The organism is Pseudofrankia sp. EUN1h, assembly GCF_001854645.1.
Lineage (GTDB): Bacteria > Actinomycetota > Actinomycetes > Frankiales > Frankiaceae > Pseudofrankia > Pseudofrankia saprophytica.
In genome coordinates, this window is the sequence record NZ_MBLN01000083.1 from 16,951 (window position 1) to 42,376 (window position 25,426).

The following is a 25,426-nucleotide window of genomic DNA, read 5'->3' on the forward strand; positions in this document are numbered from 1 at the left end:
TGGAAGGCTCTCGTGGCCATGGGGTTACCCGGCCGGGCCCGTTCGCCGGCCGGCCGGGTTCTCCCTGCCCTGACTGCGTATCGAATGGTCCCGACATTTTTTCCGGCGGCGGCGACACGCCCGTGAAAATGTTTTGAGTCGCCTCTCGGTGCGGCTAGCCTCTCGCTGAAAGTAGTCGTGGAGGCACCGGACCGGGAGATGAAGATGAGTGAGGCCGGCGCGAAGCAGTGGGACGAGCGAGCGGAACTCTCCGAGAAGCGGGTGGAGCTGTCGGAGGAGCGGGCTGAGCTGCTCCCCGAGCGGACCACCCTTGCCGCGGTCGAGATCGGTCGGAAGGAGTTCTACCCCTCCAACGTCGCCGTCGAATCTCCCACGTCGAACAACTTTCCGGTCGGCTCTCCTGCGTCGAACAACGCGATTCTCGCTAATGCCTCGGCGCCGGAGGTCACGGGCGGCTTCATGCCGATTCTGATCACGCTGATGCCGAGCATCAACATCATAGTCCAGAAGTCGGATCTCGACGATCTCGGCCTCGGGAATCACTCGGACGACGGGCACGCGGATGACGCCCCTGTCGGTGATGGGCATGCTGACCCACTTGCCGACCATGGGAACGCGAATGACTCTCCCGCCGACACCGGTCACACGGCTGACCCGTATGCCGGCGGTGATGGATGGATGGACTTCCTGCGGCGGATGTTCGGTCGATAGTGGATATTTTCCATGATCGACGAGGCGCCGAGAGGAGCTGACGGACGGGCGCCAGGGGAGAGGATGCGCGATGACCGAGCCCGCGTGGCCGGCACAGGCTCCAGCCCCAGAGGCTCCGGTTCTCGAGGCTCCAGCCCCGGAACCGTCAGAACTGCCGGAACTGCCCGACCGGCCCAGCCGGGCCGACGGTCTGGCGTTGCTCGGCGAGTTCGCCGGGTCCGGCCTCGCGCGCCCCGTCTACCTGGCGCGCCGTGCCGATGGCCAGGTCGTGACGCTTACGGAGCTGCTCGCGCGGATCATCGAGGCGGCGGACGGCACCCGTGACCTCGCCGCGATCGCTGACCGCGCCGGGCGGCGCTGCGGCCGCGCGGTCAGCGGCGCCGACGTCGCGTACCTCCTGACCCACCGGCTCATGCCCCTCGGCCTGATCGCCGCCTCGACCGGTGCGACACCGACGCCCCGGGCGAGGGCCCTGCTCGCGCTCACCGCCCGGCGCACCCTGCTGCCGGCGCAGGCCGTGCGCCGGATCAGCCGGGTGCTCGCGGGGTTCTTCCGTCCGGCGGTCGTCTCCGTGCTGCTGGCGCTGCTGGTGGTCGCCGATGTCTGGTTGTTCGGTCGGCACAGCGTGCGGGACAGCGCCGCCATGGTGCTGGCCACCCCGTCGATGATCCTGGTGTTGCTCGGCTTCACCCTCGTCGGCGCGCTGGTGCACGAGTGCGGCCACGCGGCGGCCTGCCGCTACGGCGGYGCGCGGCCGGGCGTGATCGGCGTCGGTATGTACCTCGTCTGGCCGGCTTTCTTCACCGATGTCACCGACTCCTACCGGTTGAGCCGATGGGGGCGGCTGCGAACCGATCTGGGCGGGATCTACTTCAACGGGCTCTTCGCGCTGCTCGTGGCCGGGACGTTCGCCGTCACCCGGGCCGAGGTGCTGGTGATGGTAGCGCTCCTCGTTCACATGGACGCGCTGCGGCAGCTCGCGCCGTTCGTCCGGCTGGACGGCTACTACATCGTCAGCGATCTCGTCGGGGTACCGGACCTGTTCAACCGCATGGGTCCGGCGGTGCGCTCGGCCTGGCGGACGGCGACGCGCGGGATCCCGTCCCGGCGGCGGGCCCGGGCGGACGCGGGATCGGCACCGGACCCGGGGCTGGCCGGGCTGACCCGACGGGCCCGTCTCCTGGTTACCGCCTGGGCGCTGTGCGCCGCGCCGATGATCGCCGTGAACATCGTCCTGCTGGCGGTCTACGCGCCCTTCGTGCTGCCCCGGACGGCCGTGGCGGTACGCGACGAGTTCGGCCAGGCGAGCCGGGCCCTGGCTGACGGCGAGCCGGTCACGGCGATCGCCGGTGCCGTCGGCATGGTGCTGGTCGCGTTGCCGGCGGCCGGGATGGTCTACGTGCTCGTCCGGGTCGGCCGGCGGTTGGTACGGATGGTGCGGGTGGCGTGGGCGCTGCGGACGAGCCGGCGGGGCTCCGGGTTCGGCAGCCGGGCTGGGGCGCGGTCAGCGGGTGGTTGAGGCTCAGTTGGCGGTCAAAGCTCAGCTGGCGGTTACGGACAGGCCGTTGAGGKTGGCGATGGCCTGGGGGAGGGCGCCGATGTTGGCGAAGTCGACGGCGACGAAGGTGGGGCGGCGGTCCCGCGCGCGTTCGCAGACGCCCGCCCGGGCCAGGAGCAGGCCGGTCGCGTTGTCGTCCAGTGCCGCGCGGCGGCTGGGCGCGGCCGCGGTCAGCCAGTGGTTCACCAGCAGGAGCCTGGCGTCCGCGGAGCCGCGCTTGACCGTGCAGCCGGCGAGGTCGGCGGGCAGGCGGGCGTCGAACGGGGTGTCCGAGCCGTAGCGGTAGAACGAGCGCAGGAAACTGCCCGGGGTGTCCTGGCTCTCGGTGAAGACCACCAGGCGGTGCCCGGAGGTGGTCATCTGCCGCAGCGTCGGCCATTCGCCGTCCGGGTCGGCCGGTGGGGTTACCACCTTGTTTCCCAGCCCGGCCTGATCGACCGCGCCGATGATCTCGTTCGCCGGCACCTGGTCCTGCAGGATCAGGGTGACGACCTCGGTGGGGTTGCGGTCCAGCCAGTCGCCGATCGCGCGCAGCTCGGTGGTGAAGTCCAGCGCGCCGAGCTGGCACATGTCATGGCAGAGCCACAGCCCGGGCCGGGTCGACAGCGCGCCACGGGTCAGCGGCTCCAGCGCCGCCCGCGTCGTGGGGTCGAGCGCGTCGAGGGCCTTGCTCACCTCCTCGGGTGTCGTCCAGTGGTGGACGTCGAGCAGCAGGCCACGGACACCGAGGTCGAGCTGGTGGACGATCGAGGGGTCCTGCGCCGGGCCGAGGAACTGGTCCTCGCTGTTGGCCATCGCGTTGTGGCTGGCCGCGTAGCTGACCTCGTCGTAGTGCCGGTCGCACAGCCGCGCCGAGCCCTCGCACACCACCCGCGCGTCCGCCGCCGCGCCGGGGAACGCCGCCCAGGTGACGGCGACGATGGCCGGGATGACGACGACCGCGGTGGCCACCAGCCGGCGCCGCCGGGTGTGCCGCTCGAGGCGCGCCGCCGCGGCGGCCAGCAGCGAGAGCCCGGTGAGGATGGCGCCGAGCACGAGCATCCAGATCGTCAGGCGCAGGAAGTCGCTCTCGATGCCGCGGTAGGCGGTGGCGCCGAAGTCGGTCAGCACGTCGGCGGCGCCCTTGGGCAGCTTCGAGCCGGGGGCGTCCAGGGAGGTCAACGGGTTCGGCAGGGCCAGCCGCATCGCGATCCCCAGCAGCAGTGACCCCAGGCCCGCCGCGAGTCCCACGTAGCCCAGCGCCCGCACCGGCGAGCGCCCGCGGGAGGTGGCGATCGCGGCGGCGCCGACGAGCCCACCGAAGATCGCCACGACGCACGCGGCGCCGACCGGGAGCAGCAGCCCGGAGATGTCGTGCAGCCGGTCGATCGCCCTGATCGCCGGCCGGTCGCCCAGGTCCGACAGCGAGACGCCCAGGTTGAGCACGGTGCCGTCCACGAGCCGGCCGCGCAGCTGCTGGATCGCCTGGTCGTCGCCCTGGAACAGCGGTGGCCCGAGCAGGGCCAGCGCCCCCGCGATGTTGCCGGACAGCAGCAGCGCCCGCGCCGGCTCCTGCAGCTTCGCCCTGGTCACCGGGTCGAACCGGGCGAGTACCGTGCCGAGCACCAGGTCGGCGTCCTGCGGGCGCAGCTTCATCGTCGGCAGCGACGTGGGCGCGCGGCCGGCGGCGACGTCGTTCAGCGTGGCGATCACGCCGTCGGTGAACTCGGAGACGTTCGACACCTGGTAGGTGGTGCCGGCGCCGAGCTCGCCGGCGAGGTAACGGTTCGCCAGGCCCGAGATGTTGGTGAACAGCGGGCGCATGTCGACGGTGAGCGCGATGTCGTCCTCGTCGCCGCGCAGATAGGCGACGACCCGGCGGATCTGCTCGTCGGTCATCCCCTCGACCGTCGACGGCGGCAGCACCGTGCGCAGGTTGGCGGTGACCAGCGTCCGGTCGACCGGAAGTCCGGCGAGCAGGTCGTCGACGGCCGGGTCCGGCAGGATCTCGGTGTAGACCCGGTCGTAGGCGTGCACGTGACTCAGGCCCTCGGTGTAGAAGTCCGGGCTGAGCACGGTGGACCGCGCGGTGAGGATGACGACCAGCGGCAGCCAGCAGATCACGACGAGCGCCGTCAGCGCGATCTGCGCGAGCCGCCGGCGGCCCGTGTCCACCCGGGTGTCCGCTCGCTCGCCCGCGGGGTCGCGCCTGCTCAGCCTGGCCGCCAGGCCCAGCCCTCTCCGGCCGCCCGCCGGCTGCGCCGTCGCCGGCTGTGGCGCTGTCGCGCCGTTCCGCTCCCCGAGCCGCACGGTGCCAACCTACCGAGATCCGGAACGTACCGAGATCCGGACGGCCGGGCCGGCGCCCGGACGAGCCGCCCGGATGTCGCGTTGCCGACGGCTGGCGGCCGGAAATTCGTTCGGACAATTCGGTCGGTTTCGGTACTGTTGGCGACGGCCTGAGATCAACGACGTTCAGGGATCAATCGGGTTCACCGGTCCCAGAGGCCGATCCAGGCATCAGTCCGGGTATTCCGGTCCGCGTTCGCCAGCCCAGGGGGTGCCGTGACCAAGCTGAACCAGATCATCGCGATCGAGAAGGGTGTGAAGGCGCGCGCCGCGCGCGAGTTCGCCGACCTGCAGGGCTCCACGCAGAAGGACGCCCTGCTCGCCGGCATCTCCCGGACCTACCAGCCGCGCGACGAGGAAGGCGACCAGCTGCCGGCGGAGGGCACCAAGGTCCAGGTACGCGTGGAAGAGGTGCTGACGCAGCTTTCCGCGGTCCTGACCCGGTTGTTCGACGTGGTCGCCACCAAGGACATCGCGAACCGCGAGGCGACGGCCGACGTCGTCGTCGACGGCGTGACGCTGCTGCGTGACGTGCCGGTGGCCTACCTGCTCTTCCTGGAGAAGCAGCTCGCGGACCTGCAGGCGTTCCTCGCGAAGCTGCCGGTGCTCGACCCGGCCGAGGACTGGACCTGGGACCCGGCCGCCGGCGTCTACCGCACGCCGACGACGAAGACCGTGCGTTCCCGCAAGGTGCCCAAGGTGCTCGTCAAGTACGAGGCGACGGAACACCACCCGGCGCAGACCGAGGTGTTCACCGTCGATGAGCCGGTCGGCGAGTGGTCGACGGTGAAGTTCTCCGGCTCCCTGCCCGCGGACCGGCGCCGTCAGCTGGCCGACCGGGTCGTGGCGCTCGCCGAGGGCGTGAAGGTCGCCCGCGAGGCCGCGAACCAGTTCGAGGTGACCGACCAGACCGTCGGCCGGCAGGTGTTCGACTACCTGTTCGCCCGTTAGCTCGCCCGGCCCGAGGTAACCGGCCCTCGGCAGACCGGCCCGTGGCGGACCGGTTCACAGTCTCCCGCCTGGAGCGGCGGGACGCGTCCGGCGACGGACGTGAAGCTGAGACTCATACTCAAGATCATGAAGGGCGGTGACAGCGGGGGTTCGATTCCCCTCCCCGGCTCGAACCTGCCGGGGTAGCCCAGTGGTAGAGGCAGCCGTCATTGAATCTTAGTCTCTCGCTCCACAACTGAAGACAGGCCATATCGCCGGCCCGGCCGACGTCCGGAAAATTAAGGTCGAGGTTGCGGGTTCAAGCCCCGCGCGGTGCTCCACCTGCGCCGCTAGCTCAATTGGAAGAGCGCGACCCGTGTGATGCTGACCGGCCGCCAACAAAACGGACTGGCGTGTGCATGATGGCCATCCCTCGGGGCCCGGAGAAGGGTAGTCTCCGGGCTCCACCAAATCTCGCCGGCTTCACCAGTTCCCACGGTCGTGGCCTGCCTCGGGCGCGATCGGCCGCCCTCGGTCAGGCCGCCGCCGTAAGCTGACGCGACCAGGCCGACCGCCAGGTAGGCCGCTCGGTGGCCGGCTCAGTGGCCGGGTCCGGCGGTCGCTCCGGCGGTGGCTCCGGCGGTCGGTAGTGGCTGGCCGGCGTCCGCGCGATCGGGACGGTGGCGAGACAGACCACATGGAGATGCTTGAGGTCCGGGGTATCTTCCGGTATGTCCGACCTGGCGGTACCGGGGCCCGTCCGCCAGCCGTCCTCCAGTCAACGCGGACAGGTCGCGTCGTCCGCCCGAAAGGCGGCCGACAGCTGATGTCCACGCACCGATCGATGCATCGCACTCTGATCGTCGCGGACAAGTTCCCGCCGGTGCTGGGCGGGATACAGACCTTCGCCTACGCCTTCGCCGCGACGCTGCCCGCGGACAAGGTCCTCGTCGTCGCCCCGCCGCACCCCGACGCGCCCAAACTGGACGCGGACGCGCCCTTTCAGATCATTCGGCATCCTGCCGCCCGGCTGCGCCTGCCCGGAGCCGGTCCCGCCATCGGCCGGATCGCGCGCGCGGAGGGCTGTACCGCGGCCTGGTTCCCGGCCGGCACGCCGCGCGGGATGATCGCGCCCGCGCTGCGCCGTGCTGGCGTGGAATGGGTGGTGTCGTCCACGCACGGGCATGAGTACGGGTGGTCGCAGCTTCCCTACGGCTGGTCCCTGGTGCGCGCGGTCGCCGCTCGGGCGGACGTCGTCACCCACCTGACCGAGGTGACCCTGCGCCGCCTGAGCAAGGTCGCGCCCGCCGGTACCAGCTTCGAGCGGCTGACCGGCGGCGTCGACGTCGACCGGTTCCAGCCCGGCGTGGGCGGCGAGGACATCCGACGCAGGCATGGATGGGGTGATCGTCCTGTTGTGACGTGTGTCGCCCGTTTGGTGCCGCGTAAGGGCCAGGACGTCCTGATCAGGGGGTTGCCGTCGGTGTTGCGTAACCACCCGGACACGCTGCTGGTCGTCATCGGCCGGGGGCGGAGCGCCGGCCGACTGCGACGACTGGCGGCGAGCGCCGGTGTCAGGGAAAATGTCGTTCTCGCGGGCGCCATTCCCGAGAGAGAACTGCCCGCATACCTGGACGCGGCCGACGTGTTCGCCATGCCGTCGCGGCCAGCCAAGCTGGGCCTGGACCTGGAGGGACTCGGTCTGTCGTCGCTGGAGGCTGCCGCCGCGGGCAAACCGGTGATCACCGGTGCCGCCGGGGGAGCGCCCGAGGTCGTGATCCCCGGTAAGACCGGGCTGGTCGTCGACGGTACCGACGTGTCCGCGGTCGCCGACGCCGTTGGCGAGCTGCTCGCCGACCCGGACCGCGCCCGCCGGATGGGCGCCGCGGGCCGCGAGTTCATGACGTCGGCCTGGACGTGGGAGTACCTCGGTGGCCGGCTCGCCGCGCTGCTGACCGGCCCGTCATATGCCTCCGCCCTCGCGGGCGGCCCAGCGCCGGGAGCTGGCCAGCCATCCCCGGCTCCCCTGCCAACCGCCCCGTCCTCACCGGGCCACACAGACGGGGCGACGGCACGATGAGCGAACCAGCCGAACGAGAGGACGCGCCGTCGCCGGCGCCGGCGACGATGCTGCTCGAGGCATCGTTGCCCGAGACCCAGCCTTCAGAAACCCTGCCTTCAGGAATCCAGCCTTCAGAAACTCCGCTGTCCGCGATCGAGCTGCCCCAGGCGACGCCGACGAGCTTGCCGTCGACGGCGAAATCCCGCCGGTCCCGGCGGATCATGGCCGTGCTCAGCATCGTTGCGCCGGCGGTGGGCGCCGTATGGCTGGGAACCCACCACGAGGAGCTGCGCGCCGCCTTCCAGGCCTGTAAGCGGGCCGACGGCGAGTGGCTGCTGGTCGCGGTGGTGGCCGCGTGCGCGACCTACTTCGCCGCGGCGGCGAGCATGAAGGGCGCGGTGACGCGCAAGCTCCCGTTCGGCCAGCTGCTCGCCATCCAGATCGCCGGGATCCTGCCGAACGTGCTGGTACCCGCCGGTATGGGCGTCGCTGCCCTGCAGACCCGCTATCTGCTCAGGCGCGGCCTGACGATGGCCGAGGCCGTCGCCTCGACCGCCGCCAACGCGACGGCCGGCGCGATCCCGCACGCCCTGATGCTCATCGTGCTGCTGTTCGCCGGGGCGGTCCCGGTGCCGCACCTCGCGTTCGGGGGGAGCACCCGCTTGTTCGTGGTGGCGACCGTGGCGGCGGCGCTCGTGGCCGCGTGCGTGCCCAAGGTCCGCCGGGCCATCGTCTCGGTGGCGCGCCGGCTCGTCGAGCACCGCGACCTGTTGGCCGGCGCCGGCAGCACGCGGCGGGCCGCACTGCTGTGGGGCGGCTCGATCGCGATCCCGATGCTGCACGCCGCGACCCTGTGCGCGATCGCGGCCGCGCTGCACGCGCCGCTCGGCCCCGGGAAGATCATCGTGGTCTACCTGGTGGCGAGCGCGCTGTCGGCCGTCATCCCATCGCCCGGCGGCTTCGGCGGCCTCGACGCCGCGCTGACGGCGCTGCTCACCGGCGCGGGCGTGCCCACGGCGACGGCGATCGCCGCCGTCCTCGGCTACCGCCTGCTCACCGCCTGGCTCCCGCTGGCCCCCTCCGCCGCCGTCTGCGGCGTCCTCATCCGCACCCGCGTCATCTGACGGTCAGGGCACCGGCCCGCCGGGAGCCACGGCCCAAGATCCGCAAAAGCGCCGGTCCGGGTGCTCGGGACGGGCCTGGCCGCAGGTGCCGCGAGAATTGTGAGCCGGGCACAAGGCGGGTCCGGTGGGTGGACCGGAGGGTGTAGGGCGTGAACGGGGTGGACGCGGCGCTGACGGCCGGAGCCGGGCTGCTGGCCGGTGGCGTCAACGCGATCGCGGGCGGCGGCACGCTGATCGCCTTTCCGGCGCTGCTGGCCGCCGGACTGCCGGCCGTCACCGCCAACATCACCTCGTCGGTCGGGCTGGTCACCGGCTATGCCGGCGGCGCGCTGGGCTACCGGCGCGAGCTCGCGGGCCAGGCCGCCCGGCTGCGGGCGCTCGGGCCGGCCGCGGTCCTCGGTGGCGTCGTCGGGGCCGTGATCCTGCTGGTGACGCCCAAGGGTGCGTTCAAGGCGGCCGTCCCGTTCCTGGTCCTGCTCTCGTGCGCGCTGCTGGCCAGCCAGACGAGGCTCGGCGGTCTCGTCGCCCGCCGTCGCGCGGCCAGGACCACCGCCTCGGCGGCGGCCGCCACGCCGCCTGCGGTGCCCTCGGCTGGTGTGGCGACGGCGACCACCCAGGTGACCCTGGGCGCGGAAATGACCGTGGGCGCGGAAATGACCGTGGGCGCGGGAGCCGCGCAGCCGGTTACCTGGCCGACGCGTGTCGGGGTGTTCCTCGCCGGCGCCTACGGGTCGTACTTCGGGGCCGGGCTGGGTGTGCTGCTGCTGGGCGTCCTCGGGATCCTGCTGGTCGACGACCTGCAGCGCACGAACGCCCTCAAGACGCTGCTGTCGTTCATCGTGAACGCCGTCGGCGTGGTGATCTTCCTGGTGAGCGCCCAGGTCGCCTGGGCCTATGCCGGCATCCTCGTCGTCGCCTCGGCGATCGGAGGCGTGCTCGGCGCCCGCGTCGCCCGCCGCCTGCCCGCCAAGGGCCTGCGGGCCGGCGTCATCACCCTCGGCGTCGGCGTCGCCGTCGTCCTGCTCATCCGCGATTTCTGAATCCGCGATCTCCGGGCGGCGTCCGGCCGTGGGTCGGATCACGTCGTCGGAGGGACCGTCGGACGCCGTTCCGGACCTGGCACCGCCGGTGTCGTGGTACGTGTAGGCGCATGGGGATCGTCTCGCCTGGCTTCCAGGGCCGGCGCCGTTTGAGCCCGACGCTGCCGCCCGGCCAATACCTCGAAGAGGACTTCCCGGTCCTGTCGGCCGGACCGACGCCGCGCGTCCCGCTGGACCGGTGGCGGTTCACCATCACGACCGAGACCGGCGAGAAGTACACGTGGACCTGGGACGAGCTCCAGGCCCTGCCGCAGGAGACGCCGACGGTCGACATCCACTGTGTCACCCGCTGGTCGAAGCTGGGCACCACGTGGAAGGGCGTCTCGCTGGACACCCTGTTCGCCGACGTCGAGACGACCGCCGACTACACGATGATCCACTCCTACGGCGGTTACACCACGAACCTGCCGCTGGAGGACCTGCTCGACGGCCAGGCCTGGATCGTCCACACGTTCGACGGCGAGGATCTGGACTCGGAACACGGCGGCCCCGCCCGGCTCCTCGTCCCGCACCTGTACTTCTGGAAGTCCGCGAAGTGGGTCCGCGGCATCCAGCTCCTCGTCGAGGATTCGCCGGGCTTCTGGGAGGCCGCGGGCTACCACGACCGCGGCGACCCGTGGCTCGAGCAGCGCTACCAGGGCGACTGATGGCGAGGACTCCGTGACCGGCCGCCCGGCCCGGGTCGCGGCCCGGATGGCCTGGCGGGTCGGCCGGCTCACCGAGGTCGTCGACGAGACGCCAACCGCCCGCACGCTCGTCCTCGACGTGCCCGGCTGGCCGGGGCACCTCGCCGGCCAGCGGGTCGACGTCCGGCTGACCGCCGAGGACGGCTATCGCGCGTCGCGCGCCTACTCGATCGCCGCGCCGGTGGACGGCGACCGGGTGGAAGTCACCGTCCAGCGGGTGCCGGACGGTGAGGTGTCGCCCTACCTGACCGAGGTCTTCGCGGTGGGGGATCCGGTCGAGCTGCGCGGGCCGATCGGCGGCTGGTTCGTGTGGCAACCGGACGGCCCGCCCGATCCGGTGCTGCTCGTCGCGGGCGGTTCCGGGATCGTCCCGCTGATGGCGATGATCCGTGCCCGCCGCGCGGCCCGCAGCCGGGTCCCGTTCCGGCTGGTCTACGCGCTGCGCGGCCCCGGCGAGACGTACTACGCGTCCGAGCTGCGCGGCCTCGGCCCCGACGACGGCGGCCTCGACGTCGCCTACGTCTACAGCCGGTCCGTCCCGGAAGGCTGGCCGGTCCCGCCCCACCGGATCACCGGCCCGGACCTGGCCGCCGCCGGCTGGCCCGCCGAGTTCAGCCCCACGTGCTATGTCTGCGGCCCCACCGGCTTCGTCGAGACCGTGGCCGACCTGCTCGTCGACCAGGGCCACGACCCGTCGCGTATCCGCACCGAACGCTTCGGCCCCACCGGCCGCTGACGGCGCCGCGCTGCGGCCCTACGCGACGGGACCGCGGTGGGCGCGGCCGGAATCACCTGGAGATGTCCCGGGTGTCGGGGGAGAGTTGGGGACGGCGAGAGCGAGAGCCATGACGGGCGCTGGCGAGGAGGCCGGATGACGCGGGAGCTGTGGGACGCCGTCGACGACTACTTCGAGGGGCTGCTGGTGCCGGCCGACCCGGCGCTGGCGGCGGCGCTGCGGGCCAGCGACGCGGCCGGGCTCCCGGCGATCCAGGTGTCGGCGAGCCAGGGCAAGCTGCTGCAACTGCTGGCCCGGACCGTCGGCGCGCGCTCGATCCTCGAGGTCGGCACGCTGGGCGGCTACAGCACGATCTGGCTGGCACGGGCGCTGCCGGCCGGCGGCCGGCTCGTCACGCTCGAGGTGGACCCGGCGCACGCCGCCGTCGCCCGCGCCAACGCCGAGCGCGCCGGCGTCGCGGACGTGGTCGACGTGCGGGTCGGAGCGGCGCTGGAGACCCTGCCAAAGCTCGCCGCCGAGGGCGGTGGCCCGTTCGACCTGGTCTTCATCGACGCGGACAAGCCGAACAACCCGGGCTACTTCGAGTGGGCGCTCAGGCTCACCCGGCCCGGGAGTCTGATCATCATCGACAACGTCGTCCGCGGCGGCGCCGTCGCGGATCCCGACAACACCGAGCCCTCGGTCGTCGGGACGCGCCGCGTCCACGAGCTGATCGCCGCCGAGCCGCGCGTCAGCGCGACCGCCGTCCAGACCGTCGGCACCAAGGGCTATGACGGCTTTACTCTGGCCTTCGTCACGGGCGAGTAGCCCGCCCGTCGAGCCGGCGGCCGCGGCGTCCCCATCCCCGCACGGTCAGCCGGCGTGGACGGGCGCCGCGGCCGGCTGGCCGCACCAGATCACCTCGCCCTCCCTGCCGAGGCTCACCGCCGGGCCGTCGTCGTCGCCGTTGGAGCCGTCGGCGGCGAGCCTGGCCGCGAGCGCGTCGAGGTCGGCGTCGGTCCGGCCGGGGGAGTGGTGGATGAGGACCAGCGACCGTACCCGGCAGTCCCGCGCGAAGCGGATAGCGTCATCGATCGTCGAGTGGCCGTAGGCGTCGGCCGCTGCCCGGTCACCGAAGCCGTTCGAGGCGTCGTGCAGCAGCAGGTCCACGCCGGCCGCCAGCGCCACCGCCGCCGCCGTCGGCCGGCCCGCCAGCGCGTGGTCGGGCAGGTAGGCGAGGCTTGCCCCGTCCGCGCTAACCCGGTACCCGAACGTGCGGCCGCCCTTGTGCGGGACCTCGGCCGCCGTGACCGCGAACCGCGGCGGCACGGTGAGCCGGCCCGGGCGCACGAGCCGGGCGCGCCACTGCCCGCGCAGGCCGGAGATCCCGATCGGGAAGCTCGGCGGCGACATCGACCGGGCGAGCAGGCTGGCCGCGCTGCGGCCCCGCTGGGCCGGCACCCGCAGGTCGACCCGCGCGTCCGGCCGGTCGAGGCACCGGGTGAACGGCAGCCCCTGGGTGTGGTCCCAGTGCAGGTGGGTCAGCAGGACCGTGCCCCGGAACGGCGCCGGCCCGAGCAGGGCGTCGAGGTTGCGGGCCCCGGTGCCCGCGTCGAGCAGCAGCGTCGGCCCCGGCTCGCCCGCCGCGGTGACCGCCACGCAGGAGGTGTGGCCGCCGTAGCGGGCGAAGGGCTCGCCGGGCGCGGGCGTCGACCCGCGGACTCCGAGCAGGTGCACGTTCACGCGGTCACCGACTCGCGCCGCGCCGCCGGGATCGCCGGCGCCCGTGGCCCGGGTTCGCTCGGCGCACCGTCCCCCTCCTCGCGGCGGTGCCCGCGGGCCAGCTGCGCGAGGGCCGCGAGGTCGACGGCGTCCCTGCTGGCCCTGGCGACGCGCACCGCGGTCAGCGCGGTCAGCGTCGCGGTCCGCAGGCCGCCCTCCAGCAGCGAGCGCTCGCCGACGATCGCGCCTGGGCCGACCTCGGCGATCCGCGTGCCGTCGACGTCGACGCCGAGCACCCCGTCGAGCAGCAGGAACAGCGCGTCGCCCGGCGTGCCCTGCCGGACCAGCTCGGTGCCGGCGGCCAGGTTGTCGATCTGGGGCCGCTTACCGGCCCGCATGATGTGGTGGGACAGCTCCCGCTCGAGGGCCGTCTCAGCGGCGACCACCAGCGCCGGAGAGTCCTCGTCGCCCCATGGCGTGTGCCGCCACGAGGGCTGCGAGGTCCAGCTCGACCAGTCGGTGATCCCCGACTTGAGCACCAGGTGGCCGTCCGCGTCGTAGACCCAGTGCCGGGGGAAGGCGCTCGCGCCGACCATGTCGTACTCGGCCCGCCCGTCGGCGAACAGTGTCAGCGACAGCGTCGACCAGGTGACGGGGCTCTGCAGCCGGAAGTACGGCGGCCGCGCGGTCTGGCGCGGCAGCGGGAGCGCGGTGCGGCCGCCGCCGGTCTGGGTGAACCGCACCCAGCCGTCGCCCACGACGGGCTCGGCCTGGATGTCCGGCATGGCGACCCCGGCGAACGTCGCGCCCAGCCCGCCGAGGCGGACCGTGGTCGACCCGGTCACCGCGCCGCCCGTGTAGCGGAACGCCAGCACCTCGCCGTCGTCCCCGAACGTCGCGGCCGCCGAGAGGCGGTTGGCGAACCGGAACCGGTCCGCGCGGCGCAGCGCGTCGAGGTCGTCGACCTGGGCGGGCAGCGGCTCGTCGTAGTGGCTGACCCCGAGCGAGAAAGGAAGCTTGCCGAATCCCCGGATAGCCTCCGAAGGAATCCAGGACAACGACATGACGCTCGACTCGACCATCCGCGTTCCCATCACGCCCTCCAAAAGGAAATGTGAGGCGGGTCTTTTCCGAAATCCCGCCGTCCGGTTTACACCGTCAGAAGCTACGGGCGCGCCCGTGCGCCGCCGAGGGCGTCAGCCGCTTGCTCCGTGCGTGGCAGCACCCCGCGGGCCGGGTGCTGCCGGCGTGGGCCGGCCCCCGCGCCGCGCCCTGACCAGGGAGAACCTGGTGGACAACGGCCGGACGCGCCGGCGGCCGGCGGCCGGCACCGGCTTTCTGTGTGGCCCGCACCCGGGCCACCGGGTGCTAGCACGCCAGAAATGCCGTGCTGATCTCCTTGGCGTGACGGGCCGAATCCGGCTGAATGGACGCCATGGAACCGATCACGGTACTGCTCGCCGATGACAACCTCATCGCGCGGGAAGGTATTCGTGCGCTGCTTGGCACCGACCCGGCCGTACGGGTCGTGGCGGTCGCGGCCGACCGCGACGAGCTGGTCCGGGCGGCGTTCGAGCTGTGCCCGCAGGTCGTCGTGACCGACATCCGGATGCCGCCCACCTTCCAGGACGAGGGGATCGCCGGCGCCAAGGAGGTCCGCCGCCGGCATCCGGGCACCGGGGTGGTGGTGCTGTCGCAGTTCGACGACCCCGAGTACGCGATCGCCCTGCTGGCCGACGGAGCCGCCGGCTTCGCCTACCTGCTCAAGGACCAGGTGGGCGACTCCGACCGGCTGTCGAGGGCCATCCGGGAGGTCGCGACCGGGGGCTCCATGCTCGACCCGCAGATCGTCGCCACGATGCTCTCGCCGGTGACCCGGCGCGGGGAGCTGACGGCCGACCAGGAGGACCTGCTCGCCGACATGGCCGCCGGCCGGCCGGTGAAGGCGATCGCTGCGGCGCGCCGGCGCACCCCGGAGGCGATGAACGGCGAGATCGAGGAGATCTTCCTGCGGCTGGCCGAGGGCGCGAGCGCCGGGCGGYGCGGCGCGCTGCGCAGGCTGCGGCTGCTGCACACCGCGCTGCTGCGCCGCGAGGAGCAGGGGGAGACGCTGTCGCGGCTGCTCCCGTCGGGGCTCGCCGAGAAGCTGCGCACCGACGTGGGCGCAGCCACGGGGCGCACCGAGCGGCTCGAGGTCACGGTGCTCATGTCGGACGTGCGCGGCTACTCGACCATCGCGGAGTACACCGATCCGGCGGTGCTGGCCGGCCAGCTCAACGCCCACCGCCGCGAGATGAATGCGGCGATCCTCGGCCACGGCGGGACGGTGATGCAGTACGTCGGCGACGCGGTGATGGCCGTGTTCGGCGCCCCGTTCGCCCGTCCGGATCACGCACTGGCGGCCTGCCGCGCGGCAGGCGCGATGCACGCCCGGCAGGCCGGCCTCGACCAGGCCTGGGCCGGGGACGGCCTGGAACCGTTCGGGCTCGGTATCGGGGTGTGCAGCGGCCCGGTGGCGGCGGCCCTGCTCGGCAGCGAGGAGAGGCTGGAATACACCCTGGTCGGCGACACCGTGAACCTCGCCCAGCGGTTGGGAGACCTCGCCCGGCCCGCCGGGACGACGGTGATCAGCGATGCCACCGCCGCCGCGCTGCGGGGCCACGGGGAGTTCGACGTCTGGGAGATGCCGGCGCGCACCGTCAAAGGCCGCACCACCCCGGTACGCCCGTTCCAGCTGCACCCGCCTCGCTCTGGAGCGAGTTCTCCAGGCCCCGACGTGGCCGACTTCCCGCGCCTGGTGGAATGCGTCCCACCGGTCGGCGCTCTCATGGCAGATTCCCTGCAGGTGGAGGCGGTGGGCGCGGCGGGCGGGCTCGCCGTCACGCCCGTCGCCCGGGCTGGCGCGAGTGTTTCCGGCCGCGGCCGCCGGTGGTGGCCCACTCGTGGCCGGGGCAATGTCCAGGCGCGCGATGAGTAAGCCGGCGCGGCTGTTCCTCGCACGGCCGTCAGCGGGCCGTCTCTCGGCGGCCAATGACACTCGGGCGACGCGGCCGCATCCGAGGAGCCGCGTTCACGGAAACCGCCGGCGCGTCGCTGGCGGAAGGGAATGCCGGCGTACGCCGGCCGGGGGAAGGAACTGACATGACGAGTACTGACCTGCTCGGCGGCGCCGCCGGGCCGGAGCCCGGCGCTGGTACCGCCGCCGTTCCTGGCGGCGCCGCGCCCGCGCCGCCCACCGCGGCCGATCTCGGGGGGGCCGCGGTGGGCGACGCGGGCACGGCGCCGGTCGTGCGGCTGCGGGGCGTGCGGCGCACCTTCGACGCCGATCTCGCGCCGGTGCGGGCGCTGCGCGGCGTCGACCTGGACGTCGCGGCCGGCGACTTCGTCGCCGTCACCGGCCCGTCCGGGTGCGGCAAGTCGACGCTGCTGAATGTGATCGCGGGCCTGGAAGCCGTCGACGACGGCACCGTCGATGTCGTCGGCGAGCGGATCAGCGAACGCGACCCGGACTGGATCGCCCGGTTCCGGCGGCACCATGTCGGCATCGTCTTCCAGTTCTTCAACCTCATCGACGGCGTGTCCGCGTTGCAGAACATCGTGCTGCCAGCCTCGATCGGCGGAATGCGCCGGCGCGCTGCCGAGTCCAGGGCCCGGGACCTGCTCGACCTGCTGGGCCTCGCCGACCGCGCCGACCAGCTTCCGTCCGTGCTGTCCGGTGGACAGCGCCAGCGGCTGGCGATCGCGCGGGCGCTGGTCAACTCCCCCACGCTGGTGCTGGCGGACGAGCCGACCGGCGCGCTCGACAGCGAGGGCGGGCTGGAGATCCTCGAGCTGTTCCGCCGACTGCACGCCGACGGCCAGACGATCATCATGATCACCCACTCAGCGGATGTCGCGGCCGGCGCGCAGCGCGTCGTGCCGATGCGCGACGGCCGGATCGTGGCCTGAGGCCGCCATGATCACGAAACAGGGGTCGGATCGAACCGCGGACAGTGCGCCAGGCCCGAGGCCGCCGGGCATCGGCGGCCCGGTGGCTGGCCTGTGGCGGCCGGTCTGGGCGTGGCTGCGGCTGGACCTGCGGCGGCGCTGGCCTTCCCTGATAGCCCTCGCGCTGCTGGTCGCGCTCGCCACGGGCACGGTCATGACCGCGGCGGCCGGCGCCCGCCGCGGCGACTCGGCCCTCGACCGGATGCTCGCCGTCACGCTGCCCCCCACGCTGGTGCCGGTGCCCACGGAGCCCAACTTCGACTGGGAGGCCGCGCGGCGCCTGCCCGGCGTGGCGGCCCTGGGCACGTTCCTGGCATCCGGCTCCCTTTCCATCGAAGGCCACCCCGGGGTGGACGCCGGCTCGGTGCCGCTGGACACCGAGATCTTCCAGACGGTCGAGCGCCCGGTCGTCCTGGCCGGCCGGCTCGCGGACCCGACCCGGGTGGACGAGGCGGTTGTCAGCCCGCGCTTCCTCGAGAAATCCGGGCTGTCGGTGGGGGATACGGTGACCGCGATCCTGCCGACCCCGGCCGAGACCGCCGCGATGGCCGACAACGGTTCGGCCCCGGTCTCGTTCTCGGGCCCGCGCCAGCAGCTCAAGATCGTCGGTGTCGTCCGCTCCTTCTGGTGGTTCCGCGACGAGCCGAACTACCAAGGCGGGCTGGAGACCACCTACGCGTTCACCCAGACCTACCGGGAGAACCTGTTCGGCACCGGCGGCCAGGGCTTGGTGGTCGCCCTGGTCCGGCTGCGCGACGGCGCCGCCGGGGTACCGGCCTTCCAGGCCGCGCTCGACCAGCAGGCGACACACCCCGTCGACGCCTTCGACGTCGTCAAGGGCGCGGCGGACTACCGTGCGACCACCACCTTCGAGGCCGGCGCGCTGGCGGCGTTCGCGCTGGCGGCCTACCTCGCCGCCGTTGTCCTGGTCGGGCAGGCCGTGATCCGTTTCGTGATCGGCGCGACCGCGGACCTCGGTGTGCTGCGCACGCTCGGCCTGACCATCCGGCAGGCCACCGTCGCGGCCGCGGCCGGTCCCGTGCTCGCCACCACCGCCGGGGCGCTTGCCGGGGCCGTCGCGGCGGCGGCCGTCTCGCCGCTGTTCCCGATCGGCTCCGCGGCGGCCGTCGAGCCCAGGCCGGGCTTCGACGTCGACCTCGGAGTGCTTGCCGCGGTGGTGGGCGTGACGGTGCTGCTGGTGGCGGTGGCGGCGACCACGACGGCGTTCGCGGCATCGGCGCGCGGTGTCCGGCCCGCGCGCCCGCGTGGGTCGGCGGCCGCGCGGCTGGCCTACCGCGTGGGCCTTCCGGCCCCGGCGCTCACCGGAATACGGTTCGCGCTCGAACCGGGCCGGGCCGGTGCCGCGGTGCGCCCAGCGCTGGTCGGCGCGGTCGTCGGCGTCCTCGGTGTGCTGGGTTCGCTGACGTTCCAGAGCGGCGTCGCCGACGCGGCGGTCAACCCCGCCCGGTTCGGGCAGAACTTCGCGGTCGGGAGCACCGTCGGCTGGCTTGACAACGACTTCGCGCCGGCCGATGACATCGAGCGCCGCGCGGCCACCGACCGCGACGTGCTCGCGGTCAACGACACGCTGGTCGACGTCGCGGAGGTCGCGGGCCGGCCGGTGACGCTGTTCAGCCTCGACCCGGCCACCGCCCGCCCGCTGCCTGTCCCCGTGCTGTCCGGCCGGCTGCCGGCCACCTCGGGCGAGATCGTGCTGGCACCCGGGGTCGCCAGCCGGACCGGCGTCAAGGTGGGTGACGTCATCACCGTGGGGCGGGGCCCGGCGGATGGCACGCGGATGCGGGTGACCGGGCTGGCGTTCGTCCCGCAGGACTCGCACACCGACTACAACCAGGGCGGCTGGGTGACCGCGGGTGGCTACCGCGCGCTGTTCTCGAAGGGCTTCAAGTACCACGAGCTCCACGTCGAGCTGCGGCCGGGCGTGAGCGCGCCGGCCGTGCGTGACCGGCTCAACAAAGCCGCGGGCACCGGCGACGCCTTCTATGTTCTGACCGACGAGCTACCGATCGACGCGATGAACCGCTTCCGGGGCATCGCCGTCCTGCCCCGTCTCCTCGGGGCCTTCCTGGGCGTGCTCGCCGTGGGCGCGGTCGGCCACGCCCTGTTCGTCGGGGTGCGCCGCCGCCGGCACGAGGTCGCGGTGCTGCGTGCCCTGGGCACCACCGGGTGGCAGACGCGGGCGATCGTGCTGACCCAGGCCGCCGTCATCGTGATCGTCGGCCTGGCCGTCGGCGTGCCGGTCGGCGTCCTGCTCGGCCGCGCGCTGTGGCGGGCGATCGCGACGAGCACACCGCTGATCTACGCGCCGCCGGTCGCGACGCTCGCTCTCGCGCTCGTCGTCCCGGCCGTGATCGTCACGGTGAGCGTCCTGGCGTCTGTTCCGGCCCGGCGCGCGGCCCGCCTGCGCGTGCCGGACGTTTTGAGAGCTGAGTGAGAGCGACGATGACAGGCAGAACGTCGGAGACGGCAATGGACGGGCGCGCGCGGGTCGGCGGTGGTCCGGTGGCGCGTGTCTGGCGGCCGGTGTGGGCGTGGCTGCGGCTGGACCTGCGGCGCCGTTGGCTGTCGCTGCTCACGCTCGCGCTGCTGGTCGCGCTGGCCACCGGTGCCGTGATGACCGCGGCGGCCGGCGCCCGGCGCGGCGCCTCGGCCCTCGACCGGATCCTCGCCGTCACATCACCGGCCACGGTGGCCGCCGTGCCGAACGAGCCGGGCTTCGACTGGGACCCCGTGCGGCGCCTGCCCGGCGTGGAGGCGCTGGGCACGGCCCTGCTCACCGGCACCTTCGCCATCGAGGGCCACCCAGAGGTGGAGGTCCTGTCTCCCCCCATGGACGGCGAGATCATGCGGACGGTCGAGCGCCCCGCGGTGCTGGCCGGCCGGCTCGCGGACCCGGCGCGGGCGGACGAGGCCGTCGTCAGCCCGCACTTCGTCGAGACGACCGGGCTGTCGGTCGGGGACACGGTGACGGCGCTGCTGCCGACGCCCGCGCAGACCGAAGCGGCCGCCCTGAACGAGGAGCCGATCTCCTACTCGGGCCCTCGCCAGCGGCTCACGATCGTCGGCGTCGTCCGTTCCGGCTGGTGGTTCCGGGAAGGACAGGACAATCCGGGCGGTATTGGCACCACCTTCGCGTTCACCGAGACCTACCGGGAGAACCTGCTCGGCACCACCGGCGACGCGGCCATCGTGAACGCCGTGGTCCGGCTGCGCGCCGGCGCCGCCGGGATACCCGCGTTCCAGCAGGCGCTCGACCGAGTGGCGCAGCGTTCCGTCGAAACCCTCAACGTCGTCGCGGACGAGCAAAGCTTCCGCGAGACCACGACGTTCGAAGCGGTCGGTCTGGCCGCCTTCGCGCTGGCGGCCTACCTCGCAGCCCTGGTCCTGGTCGGGCAGGCCGTCGTCCGTTTCGTGATCGGCGCGACCGCGGACCTCGGCGTGCTACGTACGCTCGGCCTGACCACCCGGCAGGCCACCGTCGCGGCCGCCGCGGGGCCGGTCGTGGCCTCGGCCGCCGGGGTGCTCGCCGGGGCCGGCGCGGCGGTGGCCGCCTCGCCGCTGTTCCCGATCGGGTCCGCGACGCTCGTCGAGCCCGATCCGGGCGTCCACGTCGATCTCCTGGTGATCCTCGCCGTCGCGGGGGTGACGCTGCTGCTGGTGACGGTGGCGGCGACCACGACGGCGTTCGCCGCGTCGGTGCGCGGCGTCCGGCCGGTCCGGCCACGCGGGTCGGCGGTCGCGCGCCTGGCCTACCGTCTCGGCCTGCCGGTGCCGGTGCAGACGGGCGCGCGCTTCGCGCTCGAAACGGGTCGGGCCGGCGCCGCCGTGCGCCCGGCGCTGGTCGGCGCGGTCGTCGGGGTCCTCGGCGTGCTGGGCTCGCTGACCTTCCAGGCCGGCGTCGCCGACGCGGTGGCCAACCCCGCCCGGTTCGGGCAGGTCTTCGCGGTCGGGAGCTTCGTCGGCTTCGGCGGCGACGACGTCGCGCCGGCCGACGACCTCCTGCGCGCCGCGGCCGCCGACCCCGACGTGCTCGCGGTCAACGACACCCGGGTCAATGTCGCGACCGTCGAGCGCCTGCCGGTGACGTTGTTCAGCCTTGACCCCGTGGCCGGGCACCCGCCGTCGATCCAGGTGCTCTCGGGCCGTCTTCCGGCCACGCCGGGCGAGATCGTGCTGGCGCCGGGCGTCGCCCGCCGGACCGGCGTCAAGGTGGGCGACGTCCTCACCGTCGCCGGGCGTGACCCGGCGGCCGGCACGCCGATGCGGCTGACCGGCCTGGCCTTCGTTCCCCAGGACCCGCACACCACCTACAACGAGGGCGGCTGGGTAAGCGCGGCCGGCTACCGCGCGCTGTTCCAGGACGGCTTCAAATACCACGAGATCCGCGTCGAGCTGCGGGCGGGCGCCAGCGCCCCCGCCGTGCGCGACCGGCTCAACGCGGCCGTCGGCGCCCACGACGCCTTCCTCGTCCTGCTCGACGACATCCCAGTCGACGAGCGGGACCGATTCCGCGGTATCGCGGTCCTGCCCCGGCTGCTCGGGGTCTTCCTGGGGGTGCTCGCCTTCGGCGCGGTCGGTCATGCCCTGTTCGTCGGGGTGCGCCGCCGCCGGCACGAGGTCGCCGTGCTGCGGGCGCTCGGCACGACCCGGTGGCAGGCCCGGATGATCTTGCTGACCCAGGCCGCCCTGATCGGGACGATCGGCCTGGCCGTCGGCGTGCCGGTCGGCCTGCTGCTCGGCCGCGCGCTGTGGCGGGCGGTCGCGACGAGCACCCCGCTGATCTACGTGCCGCCGGTCGCGGCGCTCGCGCTGGCGCTGGCGGTGCCGGCCACGGTCATGATGGCGGCCCTCCTGGCGTCCGTTCCGGCCCGGCGCGCGGCCCGCCTGCGCGTGCCGGACGTCCTGCGAGCCGAGTGAGCAACGATGACCAGCCCCGTTCCCAGTACGACGCCGCATGCCGGCATGTCCGTCGCCCGCGGCGTCTCCGGCGTGGCCAGGCGCGCGTCGGCGTGGCTGCCCACCTTCGTCGTCCTGGCGGCGTTCGCGGCCGCGCTCGCCGGCCCACGCCTCGTGGGCACGGCGGGCGAGGCGCCGCTGGACGACGCCGTTCGGACGGTCGGGCTGGTCTCGACCGCCAGCTGGGTCGTGCTCGCCGTGGTTGCCCGGACCGTCCGGCCGCCCCGGCATGCCTGGGTCGCCGCGGTGGTCGCGGCCGTCCAGGCCGGCGCGCTGCTGGAACCGCGGCTCGCGGCCGCCGCGGTCGCCGTCTGGGCGCTCGCCCTGGCCGTCCCGCCCGACGGCGCGCTCCTGGGCGTCGGCCGGCTCGGGTTCGCCGGCCTGCTGGCCGCCGGGGCCGCGGCCGTCGCCGTCGCCGCCGCGCCGGGCTCGGCGGCGTTCGCCCCGGCGCTGGCCGCCCTGGCCGCCCTGGGCGCGCTGTATGTGGYGGCGTGCCACCTGGTGCTGGTCAACGCCCACGGCGGCCGGGCTGACGGCTCGGCCCACGGCCCGACCGGAGCCGGCGCGGGCGGGCGGACCAGGTGGGCGCTGCTGTGGACCGGGGCGGCCACGGTCATCGCCGTCGCGGCCGCGGCGGTCGGCGGCGCCGGAAGCATGCTGCTGGACATCCCGGACGACCCGGCGCCGGCGGCGCTCGCCGCCTGGGTGCTGGTGCCGTTGGCCATGGCGGCCGGGGCGCACCCTCGGTTGGCCCGGTTCGGCCCGCGCGCCTTCATCGAGGGCGTGACCGTCGCCGGGCTCGCGGTGCTCGTGGCCGCGGTCTACCTGGCCGTCGTGCTCGGCCTCGGGCGCCGGCCMGGCGCCGGCGAACGGGAGATCCTCACACTGTCACTGCTGGCGGCGTTCGGGTGCGCGGTGCTCGCGCTGCCCGCCCGCGCCTGGCTGGCCGGCGTCGCGGACCGCGCGGTGCGCGGCGCCGAGGCTCCGCCCGACCGGCTGCTCGCCACCTTCGGCACCAGGATGACCAGGGCCGTTCCCATGGACGAGCTGCTTCTCCAGCTGACCGAGCTGCTGCGGGCGACCCTCGGGCCGGCCGGCGCCGAGATCTGGACGGGCGGAGAGGGCACGCTGGGCCGGATGGTCAGCCTGCCCGAGCGGCCGGCCGACCGGCTGGCGCTCGGCGCGCGCGAGTGGTCCGTGGTCGCCCGGGCCAGGACCGGCGGCAACGCCTGGATCAGGGTGTGGCTGCCCGGCCTGCTGGCCGGCGACGAGCTGGTGCGCGTCGCCCCGATCACCCACCTGGGCGACCTGCGCGGGATGCTGGTGGTGCGCCGGCCGGCGACGGCGGGCCCGTTCACCCCAGCCGAGGACCGGGTGCTCGTGGAGCTGGCCCGGCAGGTCGGCCTGGCGCTGCACAACCTGTCGCTGGACAGCGCCCTGCAGGCGTCGCTGGAGCAGCTGCGGGAGCGCAACGCCGAGCTGCTCGCGTCCCGGGCACGCATCGTGACCGCCGCCGACGCGGCCCGCCGCCGCCTGGAGCGTGACCTGCACGACGGCGCCCAGCAGCACCTCGTCGGCCTGTCGGTCAAGGTCGGGCTCGCGGCGCAGTTCGCCGAGACCAACCCGGCGGCCGTCAGCCCGCTCCTGGCCGGCCTGCAAACGGACGTCCGGTCCGCGGCGGCCGCGCTGCGGGAGCTGGCGCACGGCATCTACCCGCCGCTGCTGCGTGACCACGGCCTCGCCCCCGCGCTGCGCGCGGCCGCGGCCCGCGGCCCGTTGGACTGCTTCGTCGACGCCGACGCGGACCGCTACCCGCCGGACCTGGAGGCCGCGGTCTACTTCTGCTGCCTGGAGGCGCTGCAGAACGCGGGCAAGTACGCCGGCGACGACGCGGAGGTGACGGTCAGCGTGACCGCCGAGGACGGCGAGATCCGGTTCGAAGTGGCCGATGACGGCGCCGGTTTCGACCCGACCACGACTGCCGGCCACGGGTTCGAGAACATGCGCGACCGGGTCGGATCCTTCGGTGGAACCCTCCAGGTCGAGTCCTCGCCCGGCGCCGGCACCCGGGTGCGCGGCACCCTGCCGCTGCCGGCCGGTGCGCGGTAGCGGCCCGCGCCCGCTCCTACCGGCCGGGCTCGCCGCGGCCCCGGCCCGCGACGGCGCGGCTCAGCGCGGCCGGAGTCAGCTCGTCCTTGCGCACGAAGCCGACGGCGCCGCACGCGGCGGCGCCGGGCGGAAGATCCTCGGAGCCGTAGGACGACATCAGCAGCACGGCGACCGGCGGGTCGCCGGCGACGATCCTGCGGGTCGCCTCGACCCCGTCGATGCCCGGGAGGTGCACGTCCATCAGCACGAGGGCGGGGCGTACCCGCCCGGCGAGCTCGACGCCCTCCTCGCCGGAGGCCGCCTCGGCGACCACGGACCAGCCGGGCAGGGCGCCGACCAGGATGCGCGCGACCTCGCGGAACAGCGCCTGGTCATCGACGACGAGGACTCCGAAACGCGTGCCGGCGGTGCCGGTGCTGGCCGCATCGGCGAGGTCGACGTCGGGCGTCTGCATGTGACCATGGTCCGCGTCGCGGGGACCAGGGACAAGGAAGTCAGCCGCTGGCCCGGGAGGGTGCCAGCACCCCCCGGGCGTCAGTGCGTCCGCGCGTGGCGGCGGGCCGGGGGAACCGGCGGGCGCGGGACGCTGGACATCCCACGTGGGGAGGGCACTGAGCGCCCGACAGGCTGGCGCGAAGCGCCAGCCCTACCGAGGGGCCAGCCGGTTCGGGCCGCGCTCCTCGGCCAGGTAGATCAGTACCGCCTTGACTCGGCGGTTCGTGTCCGGTTCCGCGGCGAGGCCCAGCTTCGCGAACAGGGTGTTGATGTGCTTCTCGACCGCGCGTTCGCTGAGGTACAGCGCGGCCCCGGCGGCGGCGTTGCTCTTGCCCTGCGCGATCTGCGCCAGCACGGCGCGCTCCCGCTCGGTGAGCGTCGCCAGCGGCGAGGCCCTGGAGGCCCTGGCGGCCACCAGGGCCTCCACGACCGCCGGGTCGATCACCGACCTGCCGGCCGCGACGGCGCGCACCGCGCCGGCCAGGTGTCCCGGCTCCCCGACCGCGTCCTTCACCAGATATGCCCGACCGCCGCTGCCGTGCTCGAGCAGCTTCAGGGCGTACTCGGGGTCGGCGTACTGGGACAGGACGACGACGCCGATTTCGGGGTTGCTGGCGCGCAGCAGCGCGGCGGCGCGGATGCCCTCGTCGGTGCTCGTCGGCGGCATCCGCACGTCGGTCACCACCACGTCCGGCGCCAGCTCCGCCACCGCGGCCAGCAACGAGTCCAGGTCCGCGCACGTCCCGACGACATGGAGATCCGGCTGGCTGTCCAGCATCCCGCGCACACCCTCGCGCACGATCAGGGAGTCGTCGGCAAGCACGATGCGCAGTGACACACACGCAGACTATCGAAAGTCGATCACGATCTGGTCGCTCTGTCCTCTCGATGACGCAGGGCCAGTCCTGTGACGAGGCGCACC

At 73.9% G+C, this 25,426-nt stretch carries 19 protein-coding genes; 14 read left to right on the plus strand and 5 right to left on the minus strand.

The window, feature by feature from the left end; all coding sequences use genetic code 11:
* The first annotated feature begins 204 nt into the window (after positions 1–204).
* Both BCD49_RS45470 and BCD49_RS33295 read left to right on the plus strand, forming a co-directional pair.
* On the plus strand, positions 205–711 hold the full coding sequence (locus tag BCD49_RS45470; RefSeq protein ID WP_007515649.1) for a hypothetical protein: 507 nt from the start codon (positions 205–207) through the stop codon (positions 709–711).
* Positions 712–781: 70 nt separating this feature from the next.
* Positions 782–2,230 (plus strand): hypothetical protein, encoded by a 1,449-nt coding sequence (locus BCD49_RS33295; protein ID WP_007515648.1) that lies wholly within the window; start codon positions 782–784, stop codon positions 2,228–2,230.
* A 21-nt stretch (positions 2,231–2,251) separates the two neighbouring features.
* On the opposite strand, the gene BCD49_RS33300 is transcribed toward BCD49_RS33295, so the two are convergent.
* On the minus strand, positions 2,252–4,558 hold the full coding sequence (locus BCD49_RS33300) for a hypothetical protein (protein ID WP_083401852.1): 2,307 nt from the start codon (positions 4,556–4,558) through the stop codon (positions 2,252–2,254).
* A gap of 255 nt (positions 4,559–4,813) precedes the next feature.
* Between BCD49_RS33300 and BCD49_RS33305 the strand changes: the two genes are divergently transcribed.
* The 7 genes from BCD49_RS33305 (at position 4,814) to BCD49_RS33335 (ending at position 12,042) form a co-directional block, all read left to right on the plus strand.
* Positions 4,814–5,548 (plus strand): DUF7873 family protein, encoded by a 735-nt coding sequence (locus tag BCD49_RS33305; protein WP_007515646.1) that lies wholly within the window; start codon positions 4,814–4,816, stop codon positions 5,546–5,548.
* A gap of 823 nt (positions 5,549–6,371) precedes the next feature.
* Positions 6,372–7,607, plus strand: a complete 1,236-nt coding sequence (locus tag BCD49_RS33310) for a glycosyltransferase family 4 protein (RefSeq protein ID WP_035931593.1) — start codon at positions 6,372–6,374, stop codon at positions 7,605–7,607.
* Positions 7,604–8,713, plus strand: coding sequence for a lysylphosphatidylglycerol synthase transmembrane domain-containing protein (locus BCD49_RS33315; protein ID WP_007515644.1), 1,110 nt, complete (start codon positions 7,604–7,606; stop codon positions 8,711–8,713). The genes BCD49_RS33310 and BCD49_RS33315 overlap by 4 nt, the downstream gene beginning before the upstream one ends.
* Before the next feature lie 149 nt (positions 8,714–8,862).
* The gene (locus BCD49_RS33320; RefSeq protein ID WP_007515643.1) at positions 8,863–9,753 is read left to right on the plus strand and encodes a sulfite exporter TauE/SafE family protein; all 891 of its coding nucleotides are present in this window, start codon (positions 8,863–8,865) and stop codon (positions 9,751–9,753) included.
* 110 nt (positions 9,754–9,863) lie between these two features.
* Entirely contained in the window at positions 9,864–10,460 is a 597-nt protein-coding gene (locus tag BCD49_RS33325; protein WP_007515642.1) for a sulfite oxidase-like oxidoreductase, read from the plus strand.
* 46 nt (positions 10,461–10,506) lie between these two features.
* Entirely contained in the window at positions 10,507–11,235 is a 729-nt protein-coding gene (locus tag BCD49_RS33330; RefSeq protein ID WP_051467611.1) for a ferredoxin reductase, read from the plus strand.
* A gap of 135 nt (positions 11,236–11,370) precedes the next feature.
* The gene (locus BCD49_RS33335; RefSeq protein ID WP_007515639.1) at positions 11,371–12,042 is read left to right on the plus strand and encodes an O-methyltransferase; all 672 of its coding nucleotides are present in this window, start codon (positions 11,371–11,373) and stop codon (positions 12,040–12,042) included.
* Positions 12,043–12,087: 45 nt separating this feature from the next.
* On the opposite strand, the gene BCD49_RS33340 is transcribed toward BCD49_RS33335, so the two are convergent.
* Both BCD49_RS33340 and BCD49_RS33345 read right to left on the minus strand, forming a co-directional pair.
* Complete coding sequence (locus BCD49_RS33340; protein WP_007515638.1) at positions 12,088–12,957, minus strand: MBL fold metallo-hydrolase; 870 nt, start codon at positions 12,955–12,957, stop codon at positions 12,088–12,090.
* Positions 12,954–14,030 (minus strand): cyclic nucleotide-binding domain-containing protein, encoded by a 1,077-nt coding sequence (locus BCD49_RS33345; RefSeq protein WP_007515637.1) that lies wholly within the window; start codon positions 14,028–14,030, stop codon positions 12,954–12,956. Before BCD49_RS33345 ends, BCD49_RS33340 begins: the two co-directional genes overlap by 4 nt.
* Positions 14,031–14,371: 341 nt before the next feature.
* Here BCD49_RS33345 and BCD49_RS33350 point away from each other — a divergent pair, with 341 nt between their 5' ends.
* The 5 genes from BCD49_RS33350 (at position 14,372) to BCD49_RS33370 (ending at position 24,009) form a co-directional block, all read left to right on the plus strand.
* Positions 14,372–15,913 carry an adenylate/guanylate cyclase domain-containing protein gene (locus tag BCD49_RS33350; protein WP_241832445.1) on the plus strand — a complete coding sequence of 514 codons (1,542 nt, stop codon included), beginning with the start codon at positions 14,372–14,374 and terminating at the stop codon, positions 15,911–15,913.
* Positions 15,914–16,077: 164 nt separating this feature from the next.
* Positions 16,078–16,884: an ABC transporter ATP-binding protein gene (locus tag BCD49_RS33355; RefSeq protein ID WP_007515635.1), complete on the plus strand. Its 807-nt coding sequence runs from the start codon at positions 16,078–16,080 to the stop codon at positions 16,882–16,884.
* Between the two features lie 82 nt (positions 16,885–16,966).
* Positions 16,967–19,378: an ABC transporter permease gene (locus BCD49_RS33360; RefSeq protein ID WP_232794376.1), complete on the plus strand. Its 2,412-nt coding sequence runs from the start codon at positions 16,967–16,969 to the stop codon at positions 19,376–19,378.
* 35 nt (positions 19,379–19,413) lie between these two features.
* Positions 19,414–21,861, plus strand: a complete 2,448-nt coding sequence (locus tag BCD49_RS33365; protein ID WP_007515633.1) for an ABC transporter permease — start codon at positions 19,414–19,416, stop codon at positions 21,859–21,861.
* 6 nt (positions 21,862–21,867) lie between these two features.
* Positions 21,868–24,009: a sensor histidine kinase gene (locus tag BCD49_RS33370; protein WP_131803612.1), complete on the plus strand. Its 2,142-nt coding sequence runs from the start codon at positions 21,868–21,870 to the stop codon at positions 24,007–24,009.
* 16 nt (positions 24,010–24,025) lie between these two features.
* Here the strand turns inward: BCD49_RS33370 and BCD49_RS33375 are convergent, their stop codons facing one another.
* Both BCD49_RS33375 and BCD49_RS33380 read right to left on the minus strand, forming a co-directional pair.
* On the minus strand, positions 24,026–24,463 hold the full coding sequence (locus BCD49_RS33375) for a response regulator (protein ID WP_007520617.1): 438 nt from the start codon (positions 24,461–24,463) through the stop codon (positions 24,026–24,028).
* A 192-nt stretch (positions 24,464–24,655) separates the two neighbouring features.
* Positions 24,656–25,342, minus strand: coding sequence for a response regulator transcription factor (locus BCD49_RS33380; protein WP_007520618.1), 687 nt, complete (start codon positions 25,340–25,342; stop codon positions 24,656–24,658).
* Between the last annotated feature and the right edge of the window lie 84 nt (positions 25,343–25,426).